The 21,947-nt window shown below is 45.6% G+C and carries 15 protein-coding genes, 2 pseudogenes and 1 riboswitch; of the genes and pseudogenes, 9 read left to right on the plus strand and 8 right to left on the minus strand.

Annotation, left to right across the window (positions count from 1 at the left end; all coding sequences use genetic code 11):
• The 5 genes from dnaA to AC3CKG_RS00025 all read left to right on the plus strand — a co-directional run bounded on the left by dnaA (position 1) and on the right by AC3CKG_RS00025 (position 7,140).
• Positions 1–1,422 carry a chromosomal replication initiator protein DnaA gene (gene dnaA, locus AC3CKG_RS00005; protein ID WP_065111976.1) on the plus strand — a complete coding sequence of 474 codons (1,422 nt, stop codon included), beginning with the start codon at positions 1–3 and terminating at the stop codon, positions 1,420–1,422.
• An 81-nt stretch (positions 1,423–1,503) separates the two neighbouring features.
• Positions 1,504–2,604, plus strand: coding sequence for a DNA polymerase III subunit beta (dnaN, locus tag AC3CKG_RS00010; RefSeq protein WP_017107516.1), 1,101 nt, complete (start codon positions 1,504–1,506; stop codon positions 2,602–2,604).
• A gap of 82 nt (positions 2,605–2,686) precedes the next feature.
• Entirely contained in the window at positions 2,687–3,766 is a 1,080-nt protein-coding gene (gene recF / locus AC3CKG_RS00015; RefSeq protein WP_488528601.1) for a DNA replication/repair protein RecF, read from the plus strand.
• 17 nt (positions 3,767–3,783) lie between these two features.
• Positions 3,784–6,201 carry a DNA topoisomerase (ATP-hydrolyzing) subunit B gene (gene gyrB, locus AC3CKG_RS00020; RefSeq protein ID WP_017081727.1) on the plus strand — a complete coding sequence of 806 codons (2,418 nt, stop codon included), beginning with the start codon at positions 3,784–3,786 and terminating at the stop codon, positions 6,199–6,201.
• Positions 6,202–6,705: 504 nt separating this feature from the next.
• Positions 6,706–7,140: an Hsp20 family protein gene (locus tag AC3CKG_RS00025; protein ID WP_017107513.1), complete on the plus strand. Its 435-nt coding sequence runs from the start codon at positions 6,706–6,708 to the stop codon at positions 7,138–7,140.
• A gap of 110 nt (positions 7,141–7,250) precedes the next feature.
• Here AC3CKG_RS00025 and AC3CKG_RS00030 read toward each other — a convergent pair whose 3' ends face one another.
• The 4 genes and pseudogenes from AC3CKG_RS00030 to glyQ form a co-directional block, all read right to left on the minus strand.
• Complete coding sequence (locus tag AC3CKG_RS00030) at positions 7,251–8,501, minus strand: valine--pyruvate transaminase (protein ID WP_488528602.1); 1,251 nt, start codon at positions 8,499–8,501, stop codon at positions 7,251–7,253.
• Between the two features lie 255 nt (positions 8,502–8,756).
• Positions 8,757–10,843 (minus strand): annotated as a pseudogene (locus AC3CKG_RS00035) (alpha-amylase).
• A 202-nt stretch (positions 10,844–11,045) separates the two neighbouring features.
• Positions 11,046–13,112: a glycine--tRNA ligase subunit beta gene (glyS, locus tag AC3CKG_RS00040; protein WP_488528603.1), complete on the minus strand. Its 2,067-nt coding sequence runs from the start codon at positions 13,110–13,112 to the stop codon at positions 11,046–11,048.
• 2 nt (positions 13,113–13,114) lie between these two features.
• Positions 13,115–14,032 (minus strand): glycine--tRNA ligase subunit alpha, encoded by a 918-nt coding sequence (gene glyQ / locus AC3CKG_RS00045; protein WP_065111980.1) that lies wholly within the window; start codon positions 14,030–14,032, stop codon positions 13,115–13,117.
• 210 nt (positions 14,033–14,242) lie between these two features.
• A riboswitch (yybP-ykoY riboswitch) is annotated at positions 14,243–14,418 on the plus strand.
• A 34-nt stretch (positions 14,419–14,452) separates the two neighbouring features.
• Between glyQ and AC3CKG_RS00050 the strand changes: the two genes are divergently transcribed.
• Positions 14,453–15,007 carry a TMEM165/GDT1 family protein gene (locus AC3CKG_RS00050; RefSeq protein WP_488528604.1) on the plus strand — a complete coding sequence of 185 codons (555 nt, stop codon included), beginning with the start codon at positions 14,453–14,455 and terminating at the stop codon, positions 15,005–15,007.
• Positions 15,008–15,158: 151 nt separating this feature from the next.
• Positions 15,159–15,413 carry a hypothetical protein gene (locus AC3CKG_RS00055; protein ID WP_009848161.1) on the plus strand — a complete coding sequence of 85 codons (255 nt, stop codon included), beginning with the start codon at positions 15,159–15,161 and terminating at the stop codon, positions 15,411–15,413.
• A gap of 83 nt (positions 15,414–15,496) precedes the next feature.
• On the opposite strand, the gene tusA is transcribed toward AC3CKG_RS00055, so the two are convergent.
• A complete protein-coding gene (tusA, locus tag AC3CKG_RS00060; protein WP_004736675.1) occupies positions 15,497–15,748 on the minus strand; it encodes a sulfurtransferase TusA in 252 nt (83 codons plus the stop codon).
• Between the two features lie 149 nt (positions 15,749–15,897).
• Here tusA and AC3CKG_RS00065 point away from each other — a divergent pair, with 149 nt between their 5' ends.
• On the plus strand, positions 15,898–16,083 hold the full coding sequence (locus AC3CKG_RS00065; RefSeq protein WP_004736674.1) for a hypothetical protein: 186 nt from the start codon (positions 15,898–15,900) through the stop codon (positions 16,081–16,083).
• 156 nt (positions 16,084–16,239) lie between these two features.
• Positions 16,240–17,181, plus strand: a complete 942-nt coding sequence (locus AC3CKG_RS00070) for a LysR family transcriptional regulator (RefSeq protein ID WP_488528605.1) — start codon at positions 16,240–16,242, stop codon at positions 17,179–17,181.
• Positions 17,182–17,252: 71 nt separating this feature from the next.
• On the opposite strand, the gene acuI is transcribed toward AC3CKG_RS00070, so the two are convergent.
• From acuI to fadB, 3 genes and pseudogenes are all read right to left on the minus strand, one after another.
• Positions 17,253–18,233 carry an acrylyl-CoA reductase (NADPH) gene (gene acuI, locus AC3CKG_RS00075; RefSeq protein ID WP_017103120.1) on the minus strand — a complete coding sequence of 327 codons (981 nt, stop codon included), beginning with the start codon at positions 18,231–18,233 and terminating at the stop codon, positions 17,253–17,255.
• Positions 18,234–18,474: 241 nt separating this feature from the next.
• Positions 18,475–19,638 (minus strand): acetyl-CoA C-acyltransferase FadA, encoded by a 1,164-nt coding sequence (gene fadA, locus AC3CKG_RS00080; protein ID WP_009848166.1) that lies wholly within the window; start codon positions 19,636–19,638, stop codon positions 18,475–18,477.
• A 26-nt stretch (positions 19,639–19,664) separates the two neighbouring features.
• Positions 19,665–21,835 (minus strand): annotated as a pseudogene (gene fadB / locus AC3CKG_RS00085) (fatty acid oxidation complex subunit alpha FadB).
• Positions 21,836–21,947: the final 112 nt, after the last annotated feature.

Genomic DNA, 21,947 nt, shown 5'->3' on the forward strand with positions numbered 1-21,947 from the left:
GTGTCATCTTCGCTTTGGTTGCAATGCTTGCAACAGCTTCAAGAAGAATTACCAGCTACAGAATTCAGTATGTGGGTACGTCCGTTACAAGCGGAGCTCAATGGTAATACTCTAACTCTATTTGCACCAAACCGATTTGTACTCGATTGGGTGCGCGATAAGTACCTAAATAGCATCAACCGTTTGCTACAAGAATATTGTGGTAATGATATTCCACATCTTCATTTTGAGATTGGAAGTAAACGAGTTACTGCTCCAAAATCTGAGACTATCGCCCCAGCTCGTACACGTACAGCCGCTGATGTGGCCGCTGAATCGTCAGCACCTGCGCAGTTACAAGCTCGTAAGCCTGTTCACAATATATGGCGTGATGAAGAGCCTGTAGCGGTTGACCTTAACCACCGTTCAAACGTAAACCCAAAGCATAAGTTCAATAACTTTGTTGAGGGTAAATCAAACCAATTGGGTTTAGCGGCGGCACGTCAGGTTTCTGATAATCCAGGAACAGCCTATAACCCGTTGTTTTTATACGGTGGAACTGGTTTAGGTAAGACGCACTTGTTGCATGCGGTGGGTAATGCCATTGTTGACAACAAACCGAATGCAAAAGTGGTTTACATGCATTCTGAGCGTTTTGTTCAGGATATGGTGAAGGCGCTACAAAATAACGCGATTGAAGAATTTAAGCGCTACTACCGTAGTGTTGATGCTTTGCTTATCGATGATATCCAATTCTTCGCGAATAAAGAGCGTTCTCAAGAAGAGTTCTTCCATACCTTTAATGCGCTGCTTGAAGGCAACCAACAGATCATCCTAACCTCTGACCGTTATCCAAAAGAGATCAACGGGGTAGAGGATCGTCTAAAATCTCGCTTCGGTTGGGGTTTGACGGTTGCGATTGAGCCACCAGAGCTTGAGACTCGTGTTGCGATCTTAATGAAGAAAGCAGAAGACCACCAAATTCATCTTGCGGATGAAGTGGCATTCTTTATTGCTAAGCGTTTACGTTCTAACGTTCGTGAGCTTGAAGGCGCATTGAACCGTGTTATTGCGAATGCAAACTTCACTGGCCGTCCGATTACGATCGATTTCGTGCGTGAAGCACTGCGTGACTTACTTGCCCTGCAAGAAAAACTGGTCACCATTGATAACATTCAAAAGACAGTCGCTGAATACTACAAAATCAAAGTTGCTGATCTATTATCTAAACGTCGTTCTCGTTCTGTTGCTCGTCCACGCCAACTGGCGATGGCATTGGCTAAAGAACTGACTAACCACAGCTTGCCTGAGATTGGCGATGCATTCGGTGGCCGTGACCACACGACCGTGTTGCACGCTTGTCGTAAGATTGCTCAGCTGCGTGAAGAGAGCCACGACATTAAAGAAGATTATTCGAACTTGATTCGTACCCTTTCTTCTTAATACACAGTATTCTTAACCTTAATAAGCAGAATTTTGGCCACGTACTATTACGCAGTGCCATTTAGACCGTAAGAGCAAGATATGAAATTTACCATTGAACGTAGTCACCTGATAAAGCCATTACAACAAGTATCTGGCGCGCTAGGTGGCAGGCCAACGCTTCCAATTCTAGGAAACCTACTGATTAAAGTAGAAGATAACGTGTTGTCGATGACAGCGACGGATCTAGAAGTTGAACTGATCAGCCGTGTAACGCTTGAAGGTGATTTCGAAGCGGGCAGCATTACCGTACCTTCACGTAAGTTCCTAGATATTTGTCGTGGCTTGCCTGACAGCTCAGTGATTACCGTGGTATTGGATGGTGACCGTGTTCAGGTTCGCTCTGGTCGTAGCCGCTTCTCATTGGCAACATTACCTGCGGCAGATTTTCCAAATATTGAAGACTGGAGCAGTGAAGTTGAAGTGTCAGTGACACAAGCTGAATTGCGCGGTCTGATCGAGAAAACACAATTCTCAATGGCGAACCAAGACGTTCGTTACTACCTCAACGGTATGTTGTTTGAGATTGAAGGTTCTATTTTACGTAGTGTCGCAACTGATGGTCACCGTATGGCGGTATCACAAGCGCAACTGGGTGCCGATTTTGCTCAAAAGCAGATCATTGTTCCTCGTAAGGGTGTTCAAGAGCTAGTGAAGCTACTGGATGCACCTGAACAACCAGTAACGCTGCAAATTGGTAACTCTAATGTGCGCGCTGAAGTGAACAACTATGTCTTCACTTCTAAACTCGTTGATGGTCGTTTCCCTGATTATCGCCGCGTAATGCCGCAAAATACCACCAAGACATTAGAAGCTGGCTGTGATGAGTTACGTTCAGCGTTTTCTAGAGCTGCGATTCTGTCGAATGAAAAATTCCGTGGTGTTCGCGTTAATCTTGTCGATAGCGAGATGCGCATTACCGCGAACAACCCAGAGCAAGAAGAAGCGGAAGAAGTGCTAGACGTAACCTTTGATGGTGACGCACTAGAGATTGGCTTCAACGTAAGCTACGTATTGGATGTATTGAATACGCTGCGTTGTGAACAAGTTCGCATCTCAATGTCAGACGCGAATGCGAGTGCCTTGATTGAGAATGCACAAGATGACAGCGCGATGTACGTTGTTATGCCGATTCGTTTGTAAGTCGTGTTTGTTTATACATTATGTTTGCTTATCAACAACGTTTGTCTATCGAGCCGTGATTGAAGATTAATATGAAGACGTTATGCCTTTATCGCGCTTAATCGTAAAGCAGTTTAGAAATATTGAAGCCTGTGACATTCAACCGTCATCAGGCTTTAACTTTCTTATAGGGGCTAACGGAAGCGGCAAAACCAGTGTCCTTGAAGCGGTGTATCTGCTCGGACATGGTCGCTCGTTCAAAAGCTCCTTAACCGGTCGTATCATTCAAAATGAGTGTAGCGAACTGTTTGTACATGGCCGTTTTTTGACCTCGGATCAATTTGAGCTGCCAATTGGCATTAATAAGCAGCGCGATGGCACCACAGAGGTTAAAATAAGCGGTCAAACTGGGCAAAAATTGGCTCAGTTAGCTCAAGTCTTACCTTTGCAGTTGATTCACCCGGAAGGGTTTGATTTACTAACCGATGGACCTAAGCATCGCCGCGCATTCATTGATTGGGGAGTCTTCCACAGTGAGTCGGGTTTTTATGATGCTTGGGGCAGGGTAAAGCGCCTCAATAAACAGCGTAATGCATTATTGAAAACGGCAACGAACTATCGAGAGCTGAGCTATTGGGATCAAGAATTGGCCCGTTTAGCGGAAAGCATCAGCCAGTGGCGTGCCACTTACGTTGAACAGCTAAAAGAAGTCGCTGAAGAAATCTGCGCGACCTTCTTACCTGAGTTTGAGATAAATATTAACTATTATCGTGGCTGGGATAAAGACACCCCATATGCCGAGATTTTAGAAAAGAATTTTGAAAGGGATCAGCAGCTTGGTTACACCTTTAGTGGGCCAAACAAAGCGGATCTAAAGATAAAAGTGAACGGCACTCCAGTGGAAGATGTCTTGTCACGAGGTCAGTTGAAGTTGATGGTGTGCGCGTTGCGAGTAGCACAAGGGCAACACCTAACTCAAATGACAGGTAAGCAGTGCATCTACTTGATAGATGACTTTGCTTCCGAATTAGATAGCCAACGCCGAGCACGTCTTGCTGAGTGTTTAAAGGCGACCAAGGCTCAAGTTTTTGTAAGCTCTATTACCGCTGATCAGATTGCAGATATGCATGACGAAAATAGCAGGATGTTTCATGTGGAACATGGCAAAATAGAGCAAGGATAATTAGTCAGAGAGTAACTATGTCAGATAATTACGATTCATCGAGTATTAAAGTACTGAAGGGTCTGGATGCGGTACGTAAGCGTCCTGGAATGTACATTGGCGACACGGATGATGGTACCGGTCTGCACCACATGGTTTTTGAGGTGGTAGATAACTCTATTGATGAAGCACTCGCTGGTCACTGTAATGACATCATTGTAACTATCCATGAAGATAGTTCTGTGTCAGTAAGCGATGACGGCCGTGGTATTCCAACTGAATTGCACCCAGAAGAAAAAGTATCAGCAGCAGAAGTAATCATGACGGTTCTTCACGCTGGTGGTAAGTTCGATGATAACTCGTACAAAGTATCTGGTGGTTTGCACGGTGTTGGTGTTTCAGTAGTTAACGCACTTTCTAAGCAAGTTACTCTTACTATCCACCGCGGTGGCAAAATCCACACTCAAACATACTGTCACGGTGAGCCTCAAGCGCCACTAGCGGTTGTGGGTGATACGGACAAAACAGGTACAGAGATTCGTTTCTGGCCGAGTGAAGAAACCTTCACTAACATCGAGTTCCATTACGATATTTTAGCTAAGCGTCTACGTGAGCTATCATTCTTGAACTCAGGTGTATCAATTAAGCTAATTGATAAGCGCGAAGAAGACAAAATGGATCACTTCGAATACGAAGGCGGTATCCAAGCGTTTGTTGAACACCTTAATACCAACAAAACACCAATCATCCAAAAGATTTTCCACTTTGATTCAGAGCGTGATGACGGCATTACCGTTGAAGTTGCAATGCAGTGGAATGATGGTTACCAAGAGAACATCTACTGTTTCACCAACAACATCCCTCAACGCGATGGTGGTGCTCACTTAGCGGGTTTCCGTGCTGCACTAACGCGTACCTTGAACAGCTTCATGGATAAAGAAGGCTTCTCGAAGAAAGCGAAGACTTCAACATCAGGTGATGATGCTCGTGAAGGTTTGACAGCGATTGTTTCAGTGAAAGTGCCAGATCCTAAGTTCTCAAGCCAAACTAAAGACAAGCTGGTTTCTTCAGAAGTTAAGTCTGCCGTTGAGTCTACGATGGGTGAGAAGCTATCTGAGTTCCTAATTGAGAACCCAGGTGAAGCGAAAATCGTTTGTTCTAAAATTATCGATGCAGCGCGTGCTCGTGACGCAGCGCGTAAAGCTCGTGAGATGACTCGTCGTAAAGGCGCATTAGATTTAGCGGGCCTTCCAGGTAAACTAGCTGACTGTCAGGAAAAAGATCCTGCACAGTCTGAACTATATATTGTGGAAGGAGACTCTGCTGGCGGATCAGCTAAGCAGGGGCGTAACCGTAAGAACCAAGCAATCTTACCGCTTAAAGGTAAAATCCTTAACGTAGAGAAAGCGCGTTTCGATAAAATGCTGTCTTCTCAAGAAGTCGCAACGCTAATCACAGCCCTTGGTTGTGGTATTGGCCGTGATGAATACAATCCAGATAAACTGCGTTACCACAACATCATCATCATGACCGATGCCGATGTCGATGGTTCTCATATCCGTACTCTGCTACTGACGTTCTTCTACCGTCAAATGCCAGAGCTGATTGAACGTGGTTACATCTACATTGCTCAACCGCCACTTTACAAAGTGAAGAAGGGTAAGCAAGAGCAGTACATCAAAGATGAAGATGCGATGAACCAGTATCAAGTATCTTTGGCTTTAGACAATGCAGAATTGCACGTAAATCCTGAAGCACCTGCGTTTGCCGGTGAAGGCTTAGAGAAGCTTGTTCAGCAATACAATGCAGGCATCAAGCTAGTTGACCGTATGAGCCGCCGCTACCCACGCGCATTGGTTCACGAACTGATTTACGTTCCTCGCCTAACCGCTGAGCAGTGTCATGATGACGCGGTGGTTGAAGCTTGGGGTAAGCAGCTTGTAGAGCAGTTAAACGGTAAAGAAGCGGGTGCGAGCCAATATTCTCTTGAAGTTGAAAAACACGAAGAGCTAGGTTTAAGCGTTCCTAAGATTGTGGTTCGTACTCATGGTGTAACTCATGAGCACGTACTGAGCATTGACCTTATCAACTCGAAAGAGTTTGGCAAGCTAGCGGATCTTTCTGAAGCACTTGATGGCCTGATTGAAGAAGGCGCTTACATTAAGCGTGGTGAGCGTACTCAAGAAGTTTCTAGCTTCGTTGAAGCTCTGAACTGGTTAGTGAAAGAGTCTCGTCGTGGCCTGAGCCTACAACGATACAAAGGTCTAGGTGAGATGAACCCTGATCAGCTTTGGGAAACAACAATGGATCCTGAAACTCGTCGTATGATGCAAGTAACGATTGAAGATGCTGTTGGTGCTGATCTGTTGTTTACAACGTTGATGGGCGACCAAGTAGAACCGCGTCGTAACTTCATCGAAGAAAACGCACTTAAAGTAGCTAACCTAGACGTTTAGTATCTTTGATACTTCGCTCTTTCGCTTAATTTCTGTGTCAGAGGTGCTCACATACATTCGTATGCTCCGCGCCTCTTCTTTGAACTAAAACGAAATAGCTTCGTCTCAAAAAACTCAATATCTTATTGAAAAGACTGTCAGAAATGACGGTCTTTTTTGTTTTTAAGGTATTGAAAAATATTGGGTTGGAAAAATAATTGAAAATAAACGCTTGAAACTGATTTGCTCAATCCACATATCTAGTTGTGAAGAGGATGACTGTCTTGCTCTACAAGAGAAGAAACAGAACCTTCATAACCGTTGCTAGAGTATCGCTCAATAGAGGATAACTTTGGCAGCACACAATTTAAAAATTGATTCATTGTCATGTCCCAGAGTTGTCACCAAACGAGGTGAAACCCGTGGAATGCGAATTGAATCCCTTAGCTGTTTACTGAATCATTCACAGGTTCGATCTCAGTAAAAATTACAGCTAAGACTATTGCTTACTAAAAGGATAGCATTATGAGAACTGTAGATTTCACTCCACTTTACCGTAACGCAATCGGCTTCGATCGTCTATTCAACATGATGGAATCGAACACGTCGAAAAATACTTCTGGCGGTTACCCTCCTTACAACATCGAGCAAAAAGACGAGAATAACTACCGTATTACTATGGCAGTCGCTGGTTTTGCAGATGATCAATTAGACCTTACTCAAAAAGAGAACATGCTAATTGTTAAAGGTGAGCGTAAAGCAGAAGCCGAGAAAACTTTCGTATACCAAGGTATTGCAGAGCGCGATTTCGAGCGCAAATTCCAACTGGCTGACTATGTAAAAGTGGTAGGTGCAAGCATGGAAAATGGTCTTCTTCACATCGACCTAGAACGCGAAATCCCAGAAGCGATGCAACCACGTAAGATTGCTATTAACGGTAATAGCCTACTAGAAGGCTAAAGCTATTGGCTTAGCTCAATTGAGTTAAAGCGTATCGGGAAGTAAAAGTGAAAGAGCACCTAATGAGGTGCTCTTTTTGTATTTGGTCTACGGTAAGCTAAAAGCTCTGGTTACTGTTCTGAGTAAGCTTTTTTCACTTCTTCAGCAATGATTGCAATACCTTTTTGCATCGCTTCATCGTCTTGCACGTAGTTCATGCGTAGACATTGATGGGCATGATCCCACTCGTCTTCTTGGCCGATAAAGAAGTATTCGCCCGGAACAATCAATACGCCACGAGCTTTGAGGCGGTCGTACAGCTCCATGGTGGTAATTGGTAGCTCATCAAACCATAGCCATAAGAAAATCGCACCTTCAGGCTTGTGGATACGGAAACGAGGGTCATCGATCGCTTCTTGTAAAAGCTCAACCGCACGTAGAGATTTGTCTTTATAGAAAGGTTTGATCACCTCACTGCTCAAGCGCAGTAAATCGCCTTTTTCAATCATGTGATTGGCAATTGCAGGGCCAACACTGTTTGGTGCTAGGCTGATAATGCCATTCATGTTGGTCAGAGCTTGTGTTACTTCTTCGCTCGCAATCACGATACCGCAACGTACACCCGGCAAACCAAGCTTAGATAAGCTCATGCACAGAATGGTATTTTCATTCCAGAACGGTTCCACATCTTCAAAGATGATGTTTGGAAACGGCAGACCGTAAGCATTGTCGATCAGCAGTGGGATGTTGTTTTCACGCGCCAGTTTATCCAGTTTACGCACTTCCTCGTCGGTCAGTACGTTACCGGTTGGGTTGGTTGGGCGAGAAGCACAGATAGCGGCAACCGAGTCATCAACCTTGAGCTGTTCAAAATCGACGTGGTATTTGAACTGTCTGTTTTCAAGCAGCTCGATCTCTGGGTGGTAAGAGATAAAAATATCGTCATCAATGCCCGCATCGCCGTAGCCGATGTATTCCGGTGCGATCGGCAACAATATTTTCTTGTGAGAGCCGTCTGGCTGTTGACCTGCTAATAGGTTGAATAGGTAAAAGAAGCCACTCTGACTGCCATTAGTCAGGCTGATGTTCTTCTCGCTGATGTCCCAACCATAAGTCTCTTTCAGCATCGACGCTAACGACTTAATGAAGCTGTCTTTACCTTGCGGACCATCGTAGTTGGCGAGGGCGGCAATGAGTTCTCCACTGGCGAGCATGTCGGCACTGGCTTGGTTAAAGTAATCGAGCATGGCTGGGATAGCGGCTGGGTTACCACCACCGAGCATGATTGCGCCAGGAGTGCGCAGGCCATCATTCAAATCATCCATTAAACGAGTGATTCCAGAGTATCGATTAAACTTTTCACCAAACTTAGAGAACTGCATTACTTATTTTACCTAATTCATTGTGATTGCTTGTTATGTGTCATTAAGGCAGACCTTATGTCTACCATCAGTGTGTTCCTTGAACATACCGCAATGTTTTTGCGACGCATAGCGCCAAATGCTCTAACACGAAAAAAACTTCTATAAAGTTTAACTAATGAGTGTCTGCTTTCTTATTGGACGCGTGTTTCGTGATCAAAAAAGGAGAAGCCTAAGCTTCCCCTTTAGTTTCTACTATTTTATGTCAATGAACGATTATTTCGAGCCGGTGTACACAACCAACACCTTGTCATCTTTATATTGGCGCTCGAAGGCGTAATAGCCTTTGCTGTTGCGAATGATGTGCTTACCCTGAGCGATGGCTGGGTGGCGTTGGCGGAATTGGCCAAGGGTTTGCCAGTGCTCTAACAGTTGCGCCCGTTCGCCTGTGATTTGATCCCAAGGCATGTCAGAGCGAGTGCCTTGCATTGGGTCGGAGCCTGTTGGGCCGAAATTACGAGCGATTTCATCACCGTAATAGATCTGCACAGCACCGGGAGCCAGCATCAACGCGTTTGCAGCTTTGGTTTGTTTTGCAAAGTTACTGCCGTGTTGTGTCCAGAATAGCGAGGTGTCGTGAGATGATAGGTAACTCAGTACGTTGAATTCGCTGTCGTTGTTGATCTTCTCTGCGTAGCGCAGGTAGTCAGCATCAAGATCGGATAGGCATTTAAGCGCCTTAGGTGCGATATCACTCTGGAATTCAAAGTTGATGATCGAATCAAACCCGTTAGCGAAGTAATCTGATTTGACCACGCTGTGTGCCCATACTTCGCCAGTCATCCAGAAAGGTAAGTCATCCAAGGCTTTGTCTGGGTTGTTTTGCTTCCATTCTGCAAGCGCTTGGTTAGTGCTCTCTTTAAGCTCTGCCCATGCTTCGAGTTCAACGTGTTTAGCGGTATCTACCCTAAAGCCATCAACACCATATTCGCGCACCCAATCTGATAGCCAAGTGATTAAATGGTCACGAGGTGTTTTGAGTTCATCGGTCGCGCTGGTGGACTTATTGCGATAGAAGTTAGGCAGCCCGGTTGTCTCTGTCGATTCTGTTTTAAAGTCGGGCAGGTGTGCCAAAGACATGGTGAGGTTGTTGTAACCCGGAGAGTCATAAGCACCAATGTCGCTGCGTAACCAAGCTTTACCCCACCATTCCTCCCACGCTTCTTTGTCACTGTAAGAGATGTAGTTATTGAAGTAGTGCCAGTTCTGGCCTGCTTCTGGTTGCCAATCTGTCCAGTTTTCGCCGAGGGTTTGTTTAGCTTGTTCATCGGTAAGGTTGAGTTTGCCGAAGTCGAACTCTTGCATGTCGGCAAGTGTCGCATAGCCAGTGTGGTTCATCACCACATCCCAAACAACGCGAATGCCTTTGCTGTGCGCGGTATCGATGAAGGTTTTCAGTTCGTCTTCGGTCCCCATGTTGTCATCGAGCTTGGTCCAGTCTTGGTGGTAGTAGCCATGGTAGCCATAATGTTTGAAGTCACCGCGATCGCCACCGCCAACCCAGCCGTGGATCTGCTCTAGTGGAGAGGTAATCCAGATAGCATTGGCACCGAGCGATTCTATATAGTCGAGTTTTTCGGTTAAGCCTGCCAAGTCACCACCGTGGAAGGTGCCGATTTCATCTTGTCCGTCTTGGCTGCGACCATAGCTGTTGTCGTTATCAGGATTACCATTATGGAAACGGTCGGTCATTACGAAGTAAACCGTGGCGTTGTCCCAACTAAAATCGGCCTTGGTTTCTGGTTCTACTTTCTCAAGCAGCAGAACACCTTGGCTATTTTCTGCTGGCTGCATGGAGACGCTGCCGTTGGTTACAGTCGCTTGTGTGCCTGAAAGAGCATCTCTAACTAAGGTGCCATCGTCAAAGGTCTGAGCAACATCGATAGTGGTTGGCTGATCACTGGAACCGGACAAGCAAAGCTTTGTACTTGTTGCTGCTTTGGCTTTATCTGAACTGTCAGCTCATTAGTCTGAGGGTTGAGCGTAAACTGGTAGGTGTTAGCACGAAAGACCTTAATATCTATTTCGGATTTCTTGGCACAGTCGTCTAGGCGAAGGGGCTTATTGAATTTGATGCGGCTCTCTTCAGCCAGCGCAAAGTTGGTACCACAGGTATTTTGAGTATCGCCGATAGAGAAGGTATAGCTACCTTTAGCGAGTTCCTGTTCTGCAATAACAGTGCCTTTTCCTGTCGATTCAAATACGACAGTGTTGTTATCAATCGTTAGCAATAAGCTGTCATCACTGGTTTGGCTGCATGCGCTGAGTGCGAGTATTGAAAGCGCGAGTACTGTTTTTTTCATTGTTCCCTTCCCCTGAATAAACAGGTCAGTTATAGCAAACAATGCCCTCTACAGTCTGAGTGCTGATTCATTCAGTTAATCAATAACACCTCTACAAACAAATGCTTGGTTCACAAAAACAAAAAGGGAAGCTTTCGCTTCCCTTTGGGTGTTTACCTGTTGTTGCTCAGAACATGAATTAGAGCAACAGTCTCACTCGTGCTTATTTTTGCAGTAGAGAGATGTCAGCAATCTGTAGGAACAGGTTACGCAGGTTGTTCAGTAGCGTTAGACGGTTCTTCTTAAGCGCTTCGTCATCCGCCATAACCATTACGTTATCGAAGAATGCATCTACTGGTTCACGTAGATCAGCAAGCTTGCTTAGGGCTTCTTGGTAGTTGCCTGTTGCGAATGCTGGTTCTAGTGCTTCCGTCATTACTTCAACGTTTTCAGCCAGTGCTTTCTCTGCGTCTTCTTGAAGAAGAGTTAGGTCAATTTCTGCTGGTAGTTCGCCATCGAATTTCGCAAGGATATTACCTACACGCTTGTTCGCTGCTGCTAGTGCTTCTGCTGCTTCCAGTTCACGGAAGTGAGAAACCGCTTTAACACGTTGGTCAAAATCAGCAGGCTTAGTTGGACGACGTGCTAGTACTGCTTGGATGATATCAACGCTGAAACCAGCATCTTGGTACCATGCGCGGAAACGACCTAGCATAAAGTCGATAACGTCAGCTTCTACGTTTTCGTTAGTCAGCTTGTCGCCTAGTAGCTCTTTCGCTTTACCGATAAGATCGGTTAGGTCTAGGTTGTAGCCGTTTTCAACGATGATACGTAGCACACCTAGTGATGCACGACGTAGTGCGAATGGGTCAGAGCCTTTTGGTGCTTGACCAATACCGAAGATACCTACGATAGTGTCTAGCTTGTCTGCCATTGCGACTGCAGAAGAGATACCAGTACTTGGTAGTGTGTCACCAGCGAAACGAGGCATATATTGCTCGTAAAGTGCTAGTGCAACTTGCTCGTCTTCACCATCGTGAGTTGCGTAGTGCATGCCCATCACACCTTGAGTATCCGTAAATTCGAATACCATTGATGTCATTAGGTCACACTTAGCCAGTAGGCCAGCACGCTTAGATTTCTCAACGTCAGCATCGATTTGCTCGGCAATGTAGCCAGCTAGTTCTGTGATGCGGTCTGTCTTGTCTTTGATAGTACCCAGTTGTTTCTGGAAGATAGCTTGGTCTAGTTCAGCAAGACGGTCGATAAGCGGACGCTTACGGTCTGTGTTGAAGAAGAATTCAGCATCAGCTAGACGCGGGCGTACAACTTTCTCGTTACCTTCGATTACGTGACGAGGCTCTTTAGACTCGATGTTAGAAACGAAGATGAAGTTTGGTAGAAGGTTCTTATCAGCGTCATACACTGGGAAGTACTTCTGGTCGCCTTTCATGGTGTAAACCAAGGCTTCAGAAGGCACTTTTAGGAACTCTTGCTCAAACTTTGCAGTAAGCACCACTGGCCATTCAACCAAAGAGGTAACTTCTTCAACAAGGTCATCTTCTAGGTCTGCAATACCACCAACCGCGTCTGCTGCTTTTTTAGCATCAGCAAGGATGATCGCTTTACGCGCATCGTAATCTGCCATTACTTTACCGCGCTCTTCTAAGATCGCTGGGTATTGGTCAGCAGAGTCGATAGTGAACTCTTGTTCGCCCATGAAACGGTGGCCACGGATAGTACGAGCAGAAGCTACGCCTAGGATCTCGCCTTCAACAAGATCATCACCTAGTAGTACTGTCAGTGTTTTCACTGGACGGATAAATTGAATGTCTGAGTTACCCCAGCGCATTGCTTTAGGGATTGGTAGGCCAGCGAGAGCTTTCGCAGCGATGTCCATCACCAATTCTTGAACAGGTTTGCCAGCTACTTCTTGTTTGAAAAGAAGCCACTCGCCTTTGTCTGTTTTCAGGCGGTCAGCTTGCTCAACAGTAATACCGTTACCACGAGCCCAACCTTGTGCCGCTTTAGTCGCGTTGCCTTCAGCATCGAATGCGACAGAAATTGCAGGACCGCGCTTCTCAACCACTTTGTCTGCTTGGCCTTCAGCCAGTGCTGTTACTTTAAGTGCTAGACGACGAGGTGCTGCGTACCACTTGATGCCTTCGTGAGAAAGCTCAGCCGTTTTAAGACCCGCTTCAAAGTTAGAAGCAAAGGCTTCTGCTAGAGAACGAAGTGCCGTTGGTGGAAGCTCTTCCGTACCCAGTTCAATTAGAAAATTCTTCGCCATGATTATTTACCTTCCTTCTTACACATTGGGAAGCCAAGCGCTTCACGTGACGCGTAGTACGCTTCTGCAACAGCTTTAGTCAGGTTGCGGATACGAAGGATGTAACGTTGACGCTCTGTTACAGATATAGCTTTACGCGCATCAAGGATGTTGAATGCGTGACCTGCTTTCAGAATGCGCTCGTAAGCTGGAAGCGGCAGTGGCTTCTCAAGCTCAAGTAGCTCTTTACACTCTTTTTCGCACTGGTCGAAGAAAGTGAATAGGAAATCTACGTCTGCGTGCTCGAAGTTGTATGTTGATTGCTCAACTTCATTTTGGTGGAAGATATCACCGTAAGTCACGTTAGAACCGTCTGGTGCTACGTTCCATACAAGGTCGTAAACAGAGTCTACTTCTTGGATGTACATTGCTAGACGCTCGATACCGTAAGTGATCTCACCAGTTACAGGCTTACACTCAAGACCGCCAACTTGTTGGAAGTAAGTGAATTGAGTCACTTCCATACCGTTTAGCCATACTTCCCAACCAAGACCCCATGCGCCTAGCGTTGGGTTTTCCCAGTTGTCTTCTACGAAACGAATATCGTGAACAAGTGGGTCGACACCAAGAACTTCAAGTGAGCCTAAGTACAACTCCTGGATGTTATCTGGAGAAGGTTTTAGAGCTACTTGGAATTGATAGTAGTGCTGCAGGCGGTTCGGGTTTTCACCGTAACGACCATCGGTCGGACGACGAGAAGGTTGAACGTATGCCGTAGACATTGGCTCTGGGCCAAGTGCACGTAGACATGTCATTGGGTGAGAGGTGCCAGCACCTACTTCCATATCTAGTGGTTGAACAATGGTACAACCGTTTTGTGCCCAGTAATCCTGCAGCGCGAGGATCATTCCCTGGAAGGTTTTGATATCGTATTTTTGCATAGTCAGGTTCGCGCGATTCTTTTAAATGAATGATAAAAATAACCTCTGAGTATACCGAGATATTGGTAAAGCGAGTAGGGGTAATCTTGTTTAATTAGTGGTCTAAAATGTCGTTTAGTGGATTTTTTTGCCTTTAATGTTTGTTTTTCGGCACAAGTGGATATTTTGATAACTTTGACACTTGTGTTTGAAAGCGCGGGTGATTAAAATCTCGCGGTCTTTGGGGAGTAGCTTGCTTATTCATATCCTATTGAATGAGTTCGTTCGTCAACATAATTGATGCAAAATCATCATGGCGTTCGAGGCAACCACCACCTTGGTGGCGCTTAGCAAGACCTTAGACAAGCATCGTGAACCGGGATGGGGCGCGAGGTTTGTCTTTGGTTAAATATAATAATCCTCATCCCAAATGAGCATATCGTGAGCGTTTTAGCAATTTCAATTACAACTGTCGCCTTAGCCGAGATCGGTGATAAGACTCAGTTGCTATCCCTTTTATTAGCCAGTCGATATCGAAAACCGTTATCTATCATTGCGGCTATTTTCTTTGCCACTATTGCCAATCATGCCCTTGCTGCGTGGCTAGGTGTTGTGGTCGCTGATTATTTATCTCCCGAAGTGCTTAAATGGGTGCTGGTGGTGAGTTTCATTGCGATGGCAGGCTGGATTCTGATTCCGGATAAATTGGACGATGATGAGCAGATCTCGAACCGAGGGCCGTTTGTCGCCAGTTTTATCGCTTTCTTCATTGCTGAGATCGGTGATAAGACTCAGATTGCGACATCGATTCTAGGGGCTCAATATTCGGATGCATTAACGTGGGTCATTCTCGGTACGACCATTGGTATGTTGCTGGCGAATGTGCCTGTGGTGATCATTGGTAAGCTATCGGCAGATAAGATGCCACTTGACCTGATTCGCAAGATCACAGCCTTGTTGTTCGTGGGTTTGGCTATCGCAGCAGCGTTCTATTAAGCGGTAGTATTGAGTCTTATTATACTCAATCAGTAGAGTAATGTGTTGTAGGTCATACTCTTACAGTATTGTGGGGTTTATCGAGCGAATGGACATATAACTGTCATACTTGTCATGATATTTTAATCTTGTGAGTTAAGAACACGAGGGCATGATTATGTTGACGCGTTATATGGGTATTACTCCACAAAGCCAAAGTTATCTATTTACCTTTGGTCTTGCACTTACACTACTAGGCATGGTGTTGACGGACATGTGGCTACCAATGGTGGCTGGTTCGATGATCATGACCGGGCTTGCGGTAGAAGCTTGGATTCGGGTTGCGCATATTATTCCTATGCGAAAAGATATCCGAGAAATTCAGCATCAGCTTGAGCATCTGCAAAACAAGTCTAGAAGCGAATAAACAAAAAGCCGCTCGTACTCTGAGTTCTGTTTAAGAACATAAGGTACGAGCGGCTTTTTTGATACTTGATAGTCGGTGGGGCGTTACGCCTCCAATCCCTTTCTGATCAAATACTGGTAAGGCAACGTTTCTGTCGCTTGGCCTACCAACTGGTGATCCATGAATCGACAAAAGCTCGGAATATCACGAGTTGTCGAAGGATCGTCAGCTTTTACCAGTAACACATCGCCATCCTGCATGTTTCTAATTGTCTTCCTGACCATCATTACTGGCTCTGGGCAACGCAGGCCTTCAGCTTCTAAAGTGTGGGTTGCCAGTTCAGGTTTGAATGTCATGGTTTGTATCTCTATATCTATCTAACGAGTGAATAATACGTCTGCAGAAAAAATATGCAATAAGTGCTTGGCAAACGGAACCATTTCCTATAACTTAATTAACAAGTTGATAACAACTTAAATCAAAGGCAACTAGCTAAGGAGTGGCGATGTTGACAGGATTAGATAGATTAACAATTTATTCAGTTCTCTGTTTTATTTCTTTTTGTGCGTTAGTACTACGCTCATCGACAGAGACCTCTCTAATGCCAATTTTTGGCATAGTAGCAACGATTATTGGTATTTGGGTAGAGATGCGCCGTTGGCAAGGCATAGCCGAGGAGCAAGAGCACTAACCTGAATACAGCAAGCAAATTCCAATACGACAACATTCCGACACTATCCCCAGATTTTCTTGGGCTTCCCCGCGTAATTGCGGGATTTTTTTTATCTAAAGCATGCTATAAACAACTTAGTGACCAATGATAATTGTATACAGCTAGGTAAGTGGCGTGGAATTAGAAGACATCTATCGTAGAGACCTGAATTTACTGGTCGCCTTAAAGGTATTGATTGAAGAGGGCGGTGTTAGTCAAGCCGCGCTTCGTCTTAACTTAAGCCAATCGGCAACCAGCCGAGTATTAGGGCGCTTAAGAGAACTACTCAACGATCCCCTGTTTACACGCCAAGGTCAGCACCTTATTCCCACCAAGAAAGCACTCGAGATCAGCCAGCGCATTGATCAGCCTTTAGAATCATTCCGTCAGTTGCTTAGTCCGAGTGATTTCGATCCTTACTATTGCAGCGAGCGTTTTTTGATTGCGACTACTGACTACGCGATGCAAACTATCTTGCCTTATGCTCTGCCGAAGATTTATGAACAAGCTCCTAATATCTCTTTGGAGTTTGCTCCGTTGCAGCATGAACATTTGTTTAAACAGCTCAGCACCGAACGTGTGGATATGGCGATTTGTCGCCCGAGTGGCAGCGTTGCACCACTTCATCAAGAGGTATTGGGGCCGGTCGGAGTATCGTGTCTGTTATCTAAAAACCACCCATTAGCGGATCAGCCTTTAAGCCTTGAAGACTATGTGTCACTCCCGCACGCGATGATTGCGATCAGTGATGGTGTTAAGGCTTTATTAGACAATGCCTTAGCCAATCAACAACCACGAAAAATGGTGCTGCGTGCTTATCACCTTGAAGCTGCATTGGCGATTGTCGATAGAATGCCGTTGGTGATCACTGTGCCTGCTGATTTAGCTTACTTGGTGGCTGAGCGTTATGACTTAGTCGTTAAACCGCTGCCATTCGAGTTTATGCCGTTTGATTACTCATTGATCTGGCACTCGCGCTGCGATACTTCTGCCTCGCAACAATGGTTAAGAAGAGTGGTAAAAGAGGAGTGTGGTGAGTTGATTCAAAAACGGATTGCGGACGTAGGTTTGGGTTAGGCTTTGTATTGAATAGCAAACAGAAAAAAGGGCTGATCGTGATCAGCCCTTTTGTTTTGCGTGTTAAGTGATTACAGCTTGATAACTACACGACCAGTAATTTGACCGTTAGTGATGTCTTCTGCAGCTTGAATTGCGCCATCTAAAGACACTTCTTTAGTCGCTTGGCCGTAGAAAGACTCAGGTAGTAATTCAGCCAGTTGTTCCCACGCTTTAATACGTTTTTCACGAGGGCACATTACTGAATCCACACCTTGTAGGCGAACGTTACGCAGAATGAATGGCATTACCGTAGTTGGTAAGTCAAAACCGCCTGCTAGACCACACATTGCAACCGCACCGTTGTAATCAATTTGCGCCAATACTTTCGCAAGTACTTTGCTACCGACTGTATCGATAGCACCAGCCCACAGTTGTTTCTCAAGTGGTTTCGCCGGTTCTTCTAGTTCCGCACGTTCAACAATGCGTGTTGCACCTAGTGATTTTAGAAGCTCGCCATTTTCTGAAGCTCGGCCAGTAACCGCTGCTACTTTGTAGCCTAGTTGGTTTAGTAGCGTAATAGACACGCTGCCTACGCCGCCACTTGCACCCGTTACTAGGATTTCACCGTCTTCTGGTTTGATGCCTGCATCTACGATAGCTTGCACACAAAGCATAGCGGTGAAGCCAGCTGTACCAATCGCCATGACTTTCTTCGCGTCTAGACCTGCAGGCATTGGCACTAACCAGTCACCATTTAGGCTAGCTTTCTCAGCCATACCGCCCCAGTGGCCTTCACCAACACCCCAACCCGTCAGAACAACTTCGTCGCCTGCTTTGTAGCGCGGGTCATCAGATTGTGAAACCACACCAGAAAGGTCGATACCAGGAACCATAGGGAAGTTGCGAACAATGCGCCCTTTACCTGTTATCGCCAAACCATCTTTGTAGTTCAAAGAAGAGTAGCTCACATCAACCTTCACGTTACCTTCTGGTAATTGAGACTCATCAATTTGAGAAACTGATGCGATAGTTTTTTTGTCTTCTTGGTTTAGTACAAGTGCTTTAAACATGATCTGCTCCGTAGGAGGAATATTAGGAAACTGAAGTAACTTTAGTTGAAACGTTGGAGAAAAAATAATGAAACATCAACATTGAATCTATGCATTTTGTGCATAGATGTAAGTGGTGCTTTTCTTTTGCCTAGTTCGCTGAACGAATAGATAGATTACCGTATGCCGAGTAATAAAAAGTGCAGCTATATAAATATAGCTGCACAAAAGATTACCCTACAAGTATTACAACCAGTGATCGCTATGGGCGTTCAAATACCGTTGCAATACCTTGGCCTAAACCAATACACATGGTCGCCAAGCCGTATTTTACGTCTTGTGCTTCCATTAGGTTGATTAGCGTCGTCGAGATACGAGAACCAGAACAGCCTAGTGGGTGACCAAGAGCAATCGCACCGCCGTTAAGGTTAACTTTCTCGTCAACCACATCCAATAGACCTAGGTCTTTAGCACATGGAAGAGATTGAGCAGCGAACGCTTCGTTGAGCTCAATAACGCCCATATCTTCAATGGTTAGGCCTGCACGTTTCAGCGCTTTTTGCGTAGCCGGTACCGGACCGTAACCCATGATTGAAGGATCGCAACCTGCGATAGCCATCGACTTCACGCGAGCGCGAATCTTCAGGCCAAGCGCGTTGGCTTTCTCTTCGCTCATGATAAGCATTGCAGAGGCACCATCAGACAGTGCAGATGAAGTACCTGCTGTTACTGTACCGTTTGCTGGGTCAAATACTGGGCGAAGTTGAGATAGACCTTCAACTGTTGTTTCTGGGCGGATAACTTCATCGTAATCCAGAGTGAACAGTGAACCGTCTGCTGCGTGAGCTTCTGTTGGCAGGATTTCGTTTTTGAAACGACCTTCAACCGTTGCTGCTTGAGCTCGAGCGTGTGAGCGTGCTGCGAATGCATCTTGGTCTTCACGGCTGATGCCATGCATCTTGCCTAGCATCTCAGCGGTTAGACCCATCATACCTGCCGCTTTTGCTACGTGCTTAGACATGCCTGGGTGAAAATCAACACCGTGGTTCATTGGTACGTGACCCATGTGTTCGACACCACCAATCAGGCAGATTTCAGCATCACCAACCATGATAGAGCGGGTTGCATCATGCAGAGCTTGCATAGATGAACCACATAAACGGTTCACCGTTACTGCACCAATCTCAATCGGTAGGCCAGCAAGTAAAGCGGCGTTACGAGCCACGTTGAAGCCTTGCTCTAGTGTTTGTTGCACACAACCCCAGTAAATGTCTTCAATCTCGACAGGGTTTACTTCTGGGTTGCGCTCTAAAATGCCTTTCATCAAATGTGCCGACAGATCTTCAGCACGAGTGTGACGGAAAGCTCCACCTTTGGAACGTCCCATTGGGGTACGAAGGCAATCAACAACAACTACATTATTCATTTTGCTATTCCTTTTCCAAATGTGGGTTACAGAGAACTGGCTTGTTGACCGTCGTAAAAGCTTTCGCCTTTCGCTGCCATATCAAGCAATAGTTGAGGAACTTGGTACATTGCACCTAAGTCTTGGTAGCTCTTCGCCATTTCAACGAAGTTACCAATACCCACACTGTCTAAGTAGCGGAATACGCCGCCTCTGAATGGAGGGAAGCCTAAACCGTAAACCAGTGCCATATCCGCTTCTTGCGGTGTCGCGATGATGCCTTCTTCTAAACAAAGCACCACTTCGTTGATCATAGGAATCATCACACGTTGGATAATTGTCTGGTCATCAAAGTCCTGTGGCTGTTGGCATACGTCAGCCAAGATAGGAAGAATGTCTTCAGAGAATGTCTTCTTAGGACGACCGCGTTTGTCTACGCTATACGTGTAGAAACCGCTGCCGTTCTTCTGGCCGTATTTTTCAGCGACGTAAAGTGCGTCGATTGCATCACGACCTTCTTTACCCATACGCTCTGGGAAACCTTGCGCCATTACTGCTTGTGCATGGTGTGCAGTGTCTAAACCTACAACGTCTAGCAAGTATGCTGGGCCCATCGGCCAACCGAACTTACGTTCCATCACTTTATCGATCTTAGTGAAGTCAGCACCGTCACGTAGCAACATGCTGAAACCGCCAAAGTAAGGGAAAAGTACACGGTTAACGAAGAAGCCTGGGCAGTCGTTAACAACGATAGGAGATTTACCCATCTTCGCTGCGTAAGCGACTACGCGATTAATGGTTTCTTCTGAAGTATGCTCGCCACGGATGATCTCAACCAGAGGCATACGGTGTACAGGGTTAAAGAAGTGCATGCCACAGAAGTTTTCTGGGCGTTTTAGAGATTTCGCTAACAGGTTGATCGGAATCGTTGAGGTGTTTGATGTAAGAACTGTGTCTTCACCCACCAAACCTTCCACTTCGCTTAATACTGCTGCTTTTACTTTAGGGTTTTCTACAACGGCTTCCACAATCACATCTGATTGTTCAACACCTGCATAATGCAGACTTGGAGTAATAGAAGACAGAATGCCTGCCATCTTGAATCCATCTAGGCGACCGCGTGATAAGCGTTTGTTCAACAACTTAGAAGCTTCGTTCATACCAAGATCTAGAGACGCCTGTGCGATGTCTTTCATCATCACTGGCACGCCTTTCAATGCTGACTGGTAAGCAATACCGCCACCCATGATGCCAGCACCAGAACCGCTGCTCGTTCAGTCGCTTTGTTGGCAGACTTACCAGCTTGTTTCGCTAGGCCTTTGATGTATTGGTCATTAAGGAATAAGCCGACCAATGCTTTTGCTTCTTCAGATTTTGCTAGCTTAACGAAGTGTTTACGCTCGATGTCTAGTGCAGCATCACGATCGCTGCGCGCTGCTTCTTCGATAGCGATAACCGAAGTGATGGGTGCTGGGTAATGAGGCCCTGCTTTTTGAGCAACTAAGCCTTTCGCCATGGTAAAGCTCATCATCGCTTCTAGTTTGCTTAGTGAAAGCGCTGATGTTTTTTGTTTACGACGTAGCTGCCAATCGAGTTTCTCATTGGCTGCTAGAGAAACAGTATTAATCGCTGATTCTAATAGTTGGTCTGTTTCAACAATCGCATCTAACAAGCCAACTTTAAGTGCTTCATCTGCACGGCATGCTTTGCCTTGCGTGATAATTTCCATTGCACTGTCAGCACCGATAACACGTGGCAGACGCACACAACCACCAAAGCCAGGCATGATGCCAAGTTTGGTTTCTGGTAGGCCTATGCTGGTGGTCTTGTCACCGATACGGAAATCGGTCGCTAAGACACATTCACAGCCGCCACCAAGGGCATGGCCACGCATCATTGAAAGAGTTGGGACAGGAAGGTCTTCGAGCTTGCTGAAAATTGAATTAGCGAATCTTAACCATTCATCAAGTTCTGCTTCTGGCTTAGCGAATAGGCCAAGAAATTCAGTGATGTCTGCGCCTACGATGAACGCGTCTTTGTTTGAAGTTAAGATTAAACCACGTAATCCAGCGTGAGCATTAAGAGCATCTAACGCTTTATCTAGTGATTCTAAAGTAGCAAGGTCGAGTTTGTTTACAGAGGCCGGAGCACAGAAGCTAAGTTCTGCAATACCATCTTGTAATTCCTTTACCTGTAAGGTGTTAGCTTGGTAAATCATTGTCTATCTCCATGACATACAATCCACGATTGTTTGAGAGAATCTTGTTATCTTTCTATTATTGTAGAATACCTGGTAAGACCAGTTATTCTAGTCTGTACCTCTACTTGGT

The organism is Vibrio sp. QJM3NY_15 (genome assembly GCF_057785995.1).

Excerpts from the sequence above, each read along its gene's own strand:
- dnaN (WP_017107516.1), top strand. The coding sequence starts at position 1,504 with ATGAAATTTACCATTGAACGTAGTCACCTGATAAAGCCATTACAACAA.
- recF (WP_488528601.1), top strand. The coding sequence starts at position 2,687 with ATGCCTTTATCGCGCTTAATCGTAAAGCAGTTTAGAAATATTGAAGCC.
- gyrB (WP_017081727.1), top strand. The coding sequence starts at position 3,784 with ATGTCAGATAATTACGATTCATCGAGTATTAAAGTACTGAAGGGTCTG.
- AC3CKG_RS00025 (WP_017107513.1), top strand. The coding sequence starts at position 6,706 with ATGAGAACTGTAGATTTCACTCCACTTTACCGTAACGCAATCGGCTTC.
- AC3CKG_RS00030 (WP_488528602.1), bottom strand. The coding sequence starts at position 8,501 with ATGCAGTTCTCTAAGTTTGGTGAAAAGTTTAATCGATACTCTGGAATC.
- glyS (WP_488528603.1), bottom strand. The coding sequence starts at position 13,112 with ATGGCGAAGAATTTTCTAATTGAACTGGGTACGGAAGAGCTTCCACCA.
- glyQ (WP_065111980.1), bottom strand. The coding sequence starts at position 14,032 with ATGCAAAAATACGATATCAAAACCTTCCAGGGAATGATCCTCGCGCTG.
- AC3CKG_RS00055 (WP_009848161.1), top strand. The coding sequence starts at position 15,159 with ATGATTATGTTGACGCGTTATATGGGTATTACTCCACAAAGCCAAAGT.
- tusA (WP_004736675.1), bottom strand. The coding sequence starts at position 15,748 with ATGACATTCAAACCTGAACTGGCAACCCACACTTTAGAAGCTGAAGGC.
- AC3CKG_RS00065 (WP_004736674.1), top strand. The coding sequence starts at position 15,898 with ATGTTGACAGGATTAGATAGATTAACAATTTATTCAGTTCTCTGTTTT.
- acuI (WP_017103120.1), bottom strand. The coding sequence starts at position 18,233 with ATGTTTAAAGCACTTGTACTAAACCAAGAAGACAAAAAAACTATCGCA.
- fadA (WP_009848166.1), bottom strand. The coding sequence starts at position 19,638 with ATGAATAATGTAGTTGTTGTTGATTGCCTTCGTACCCCAATGGGACGT.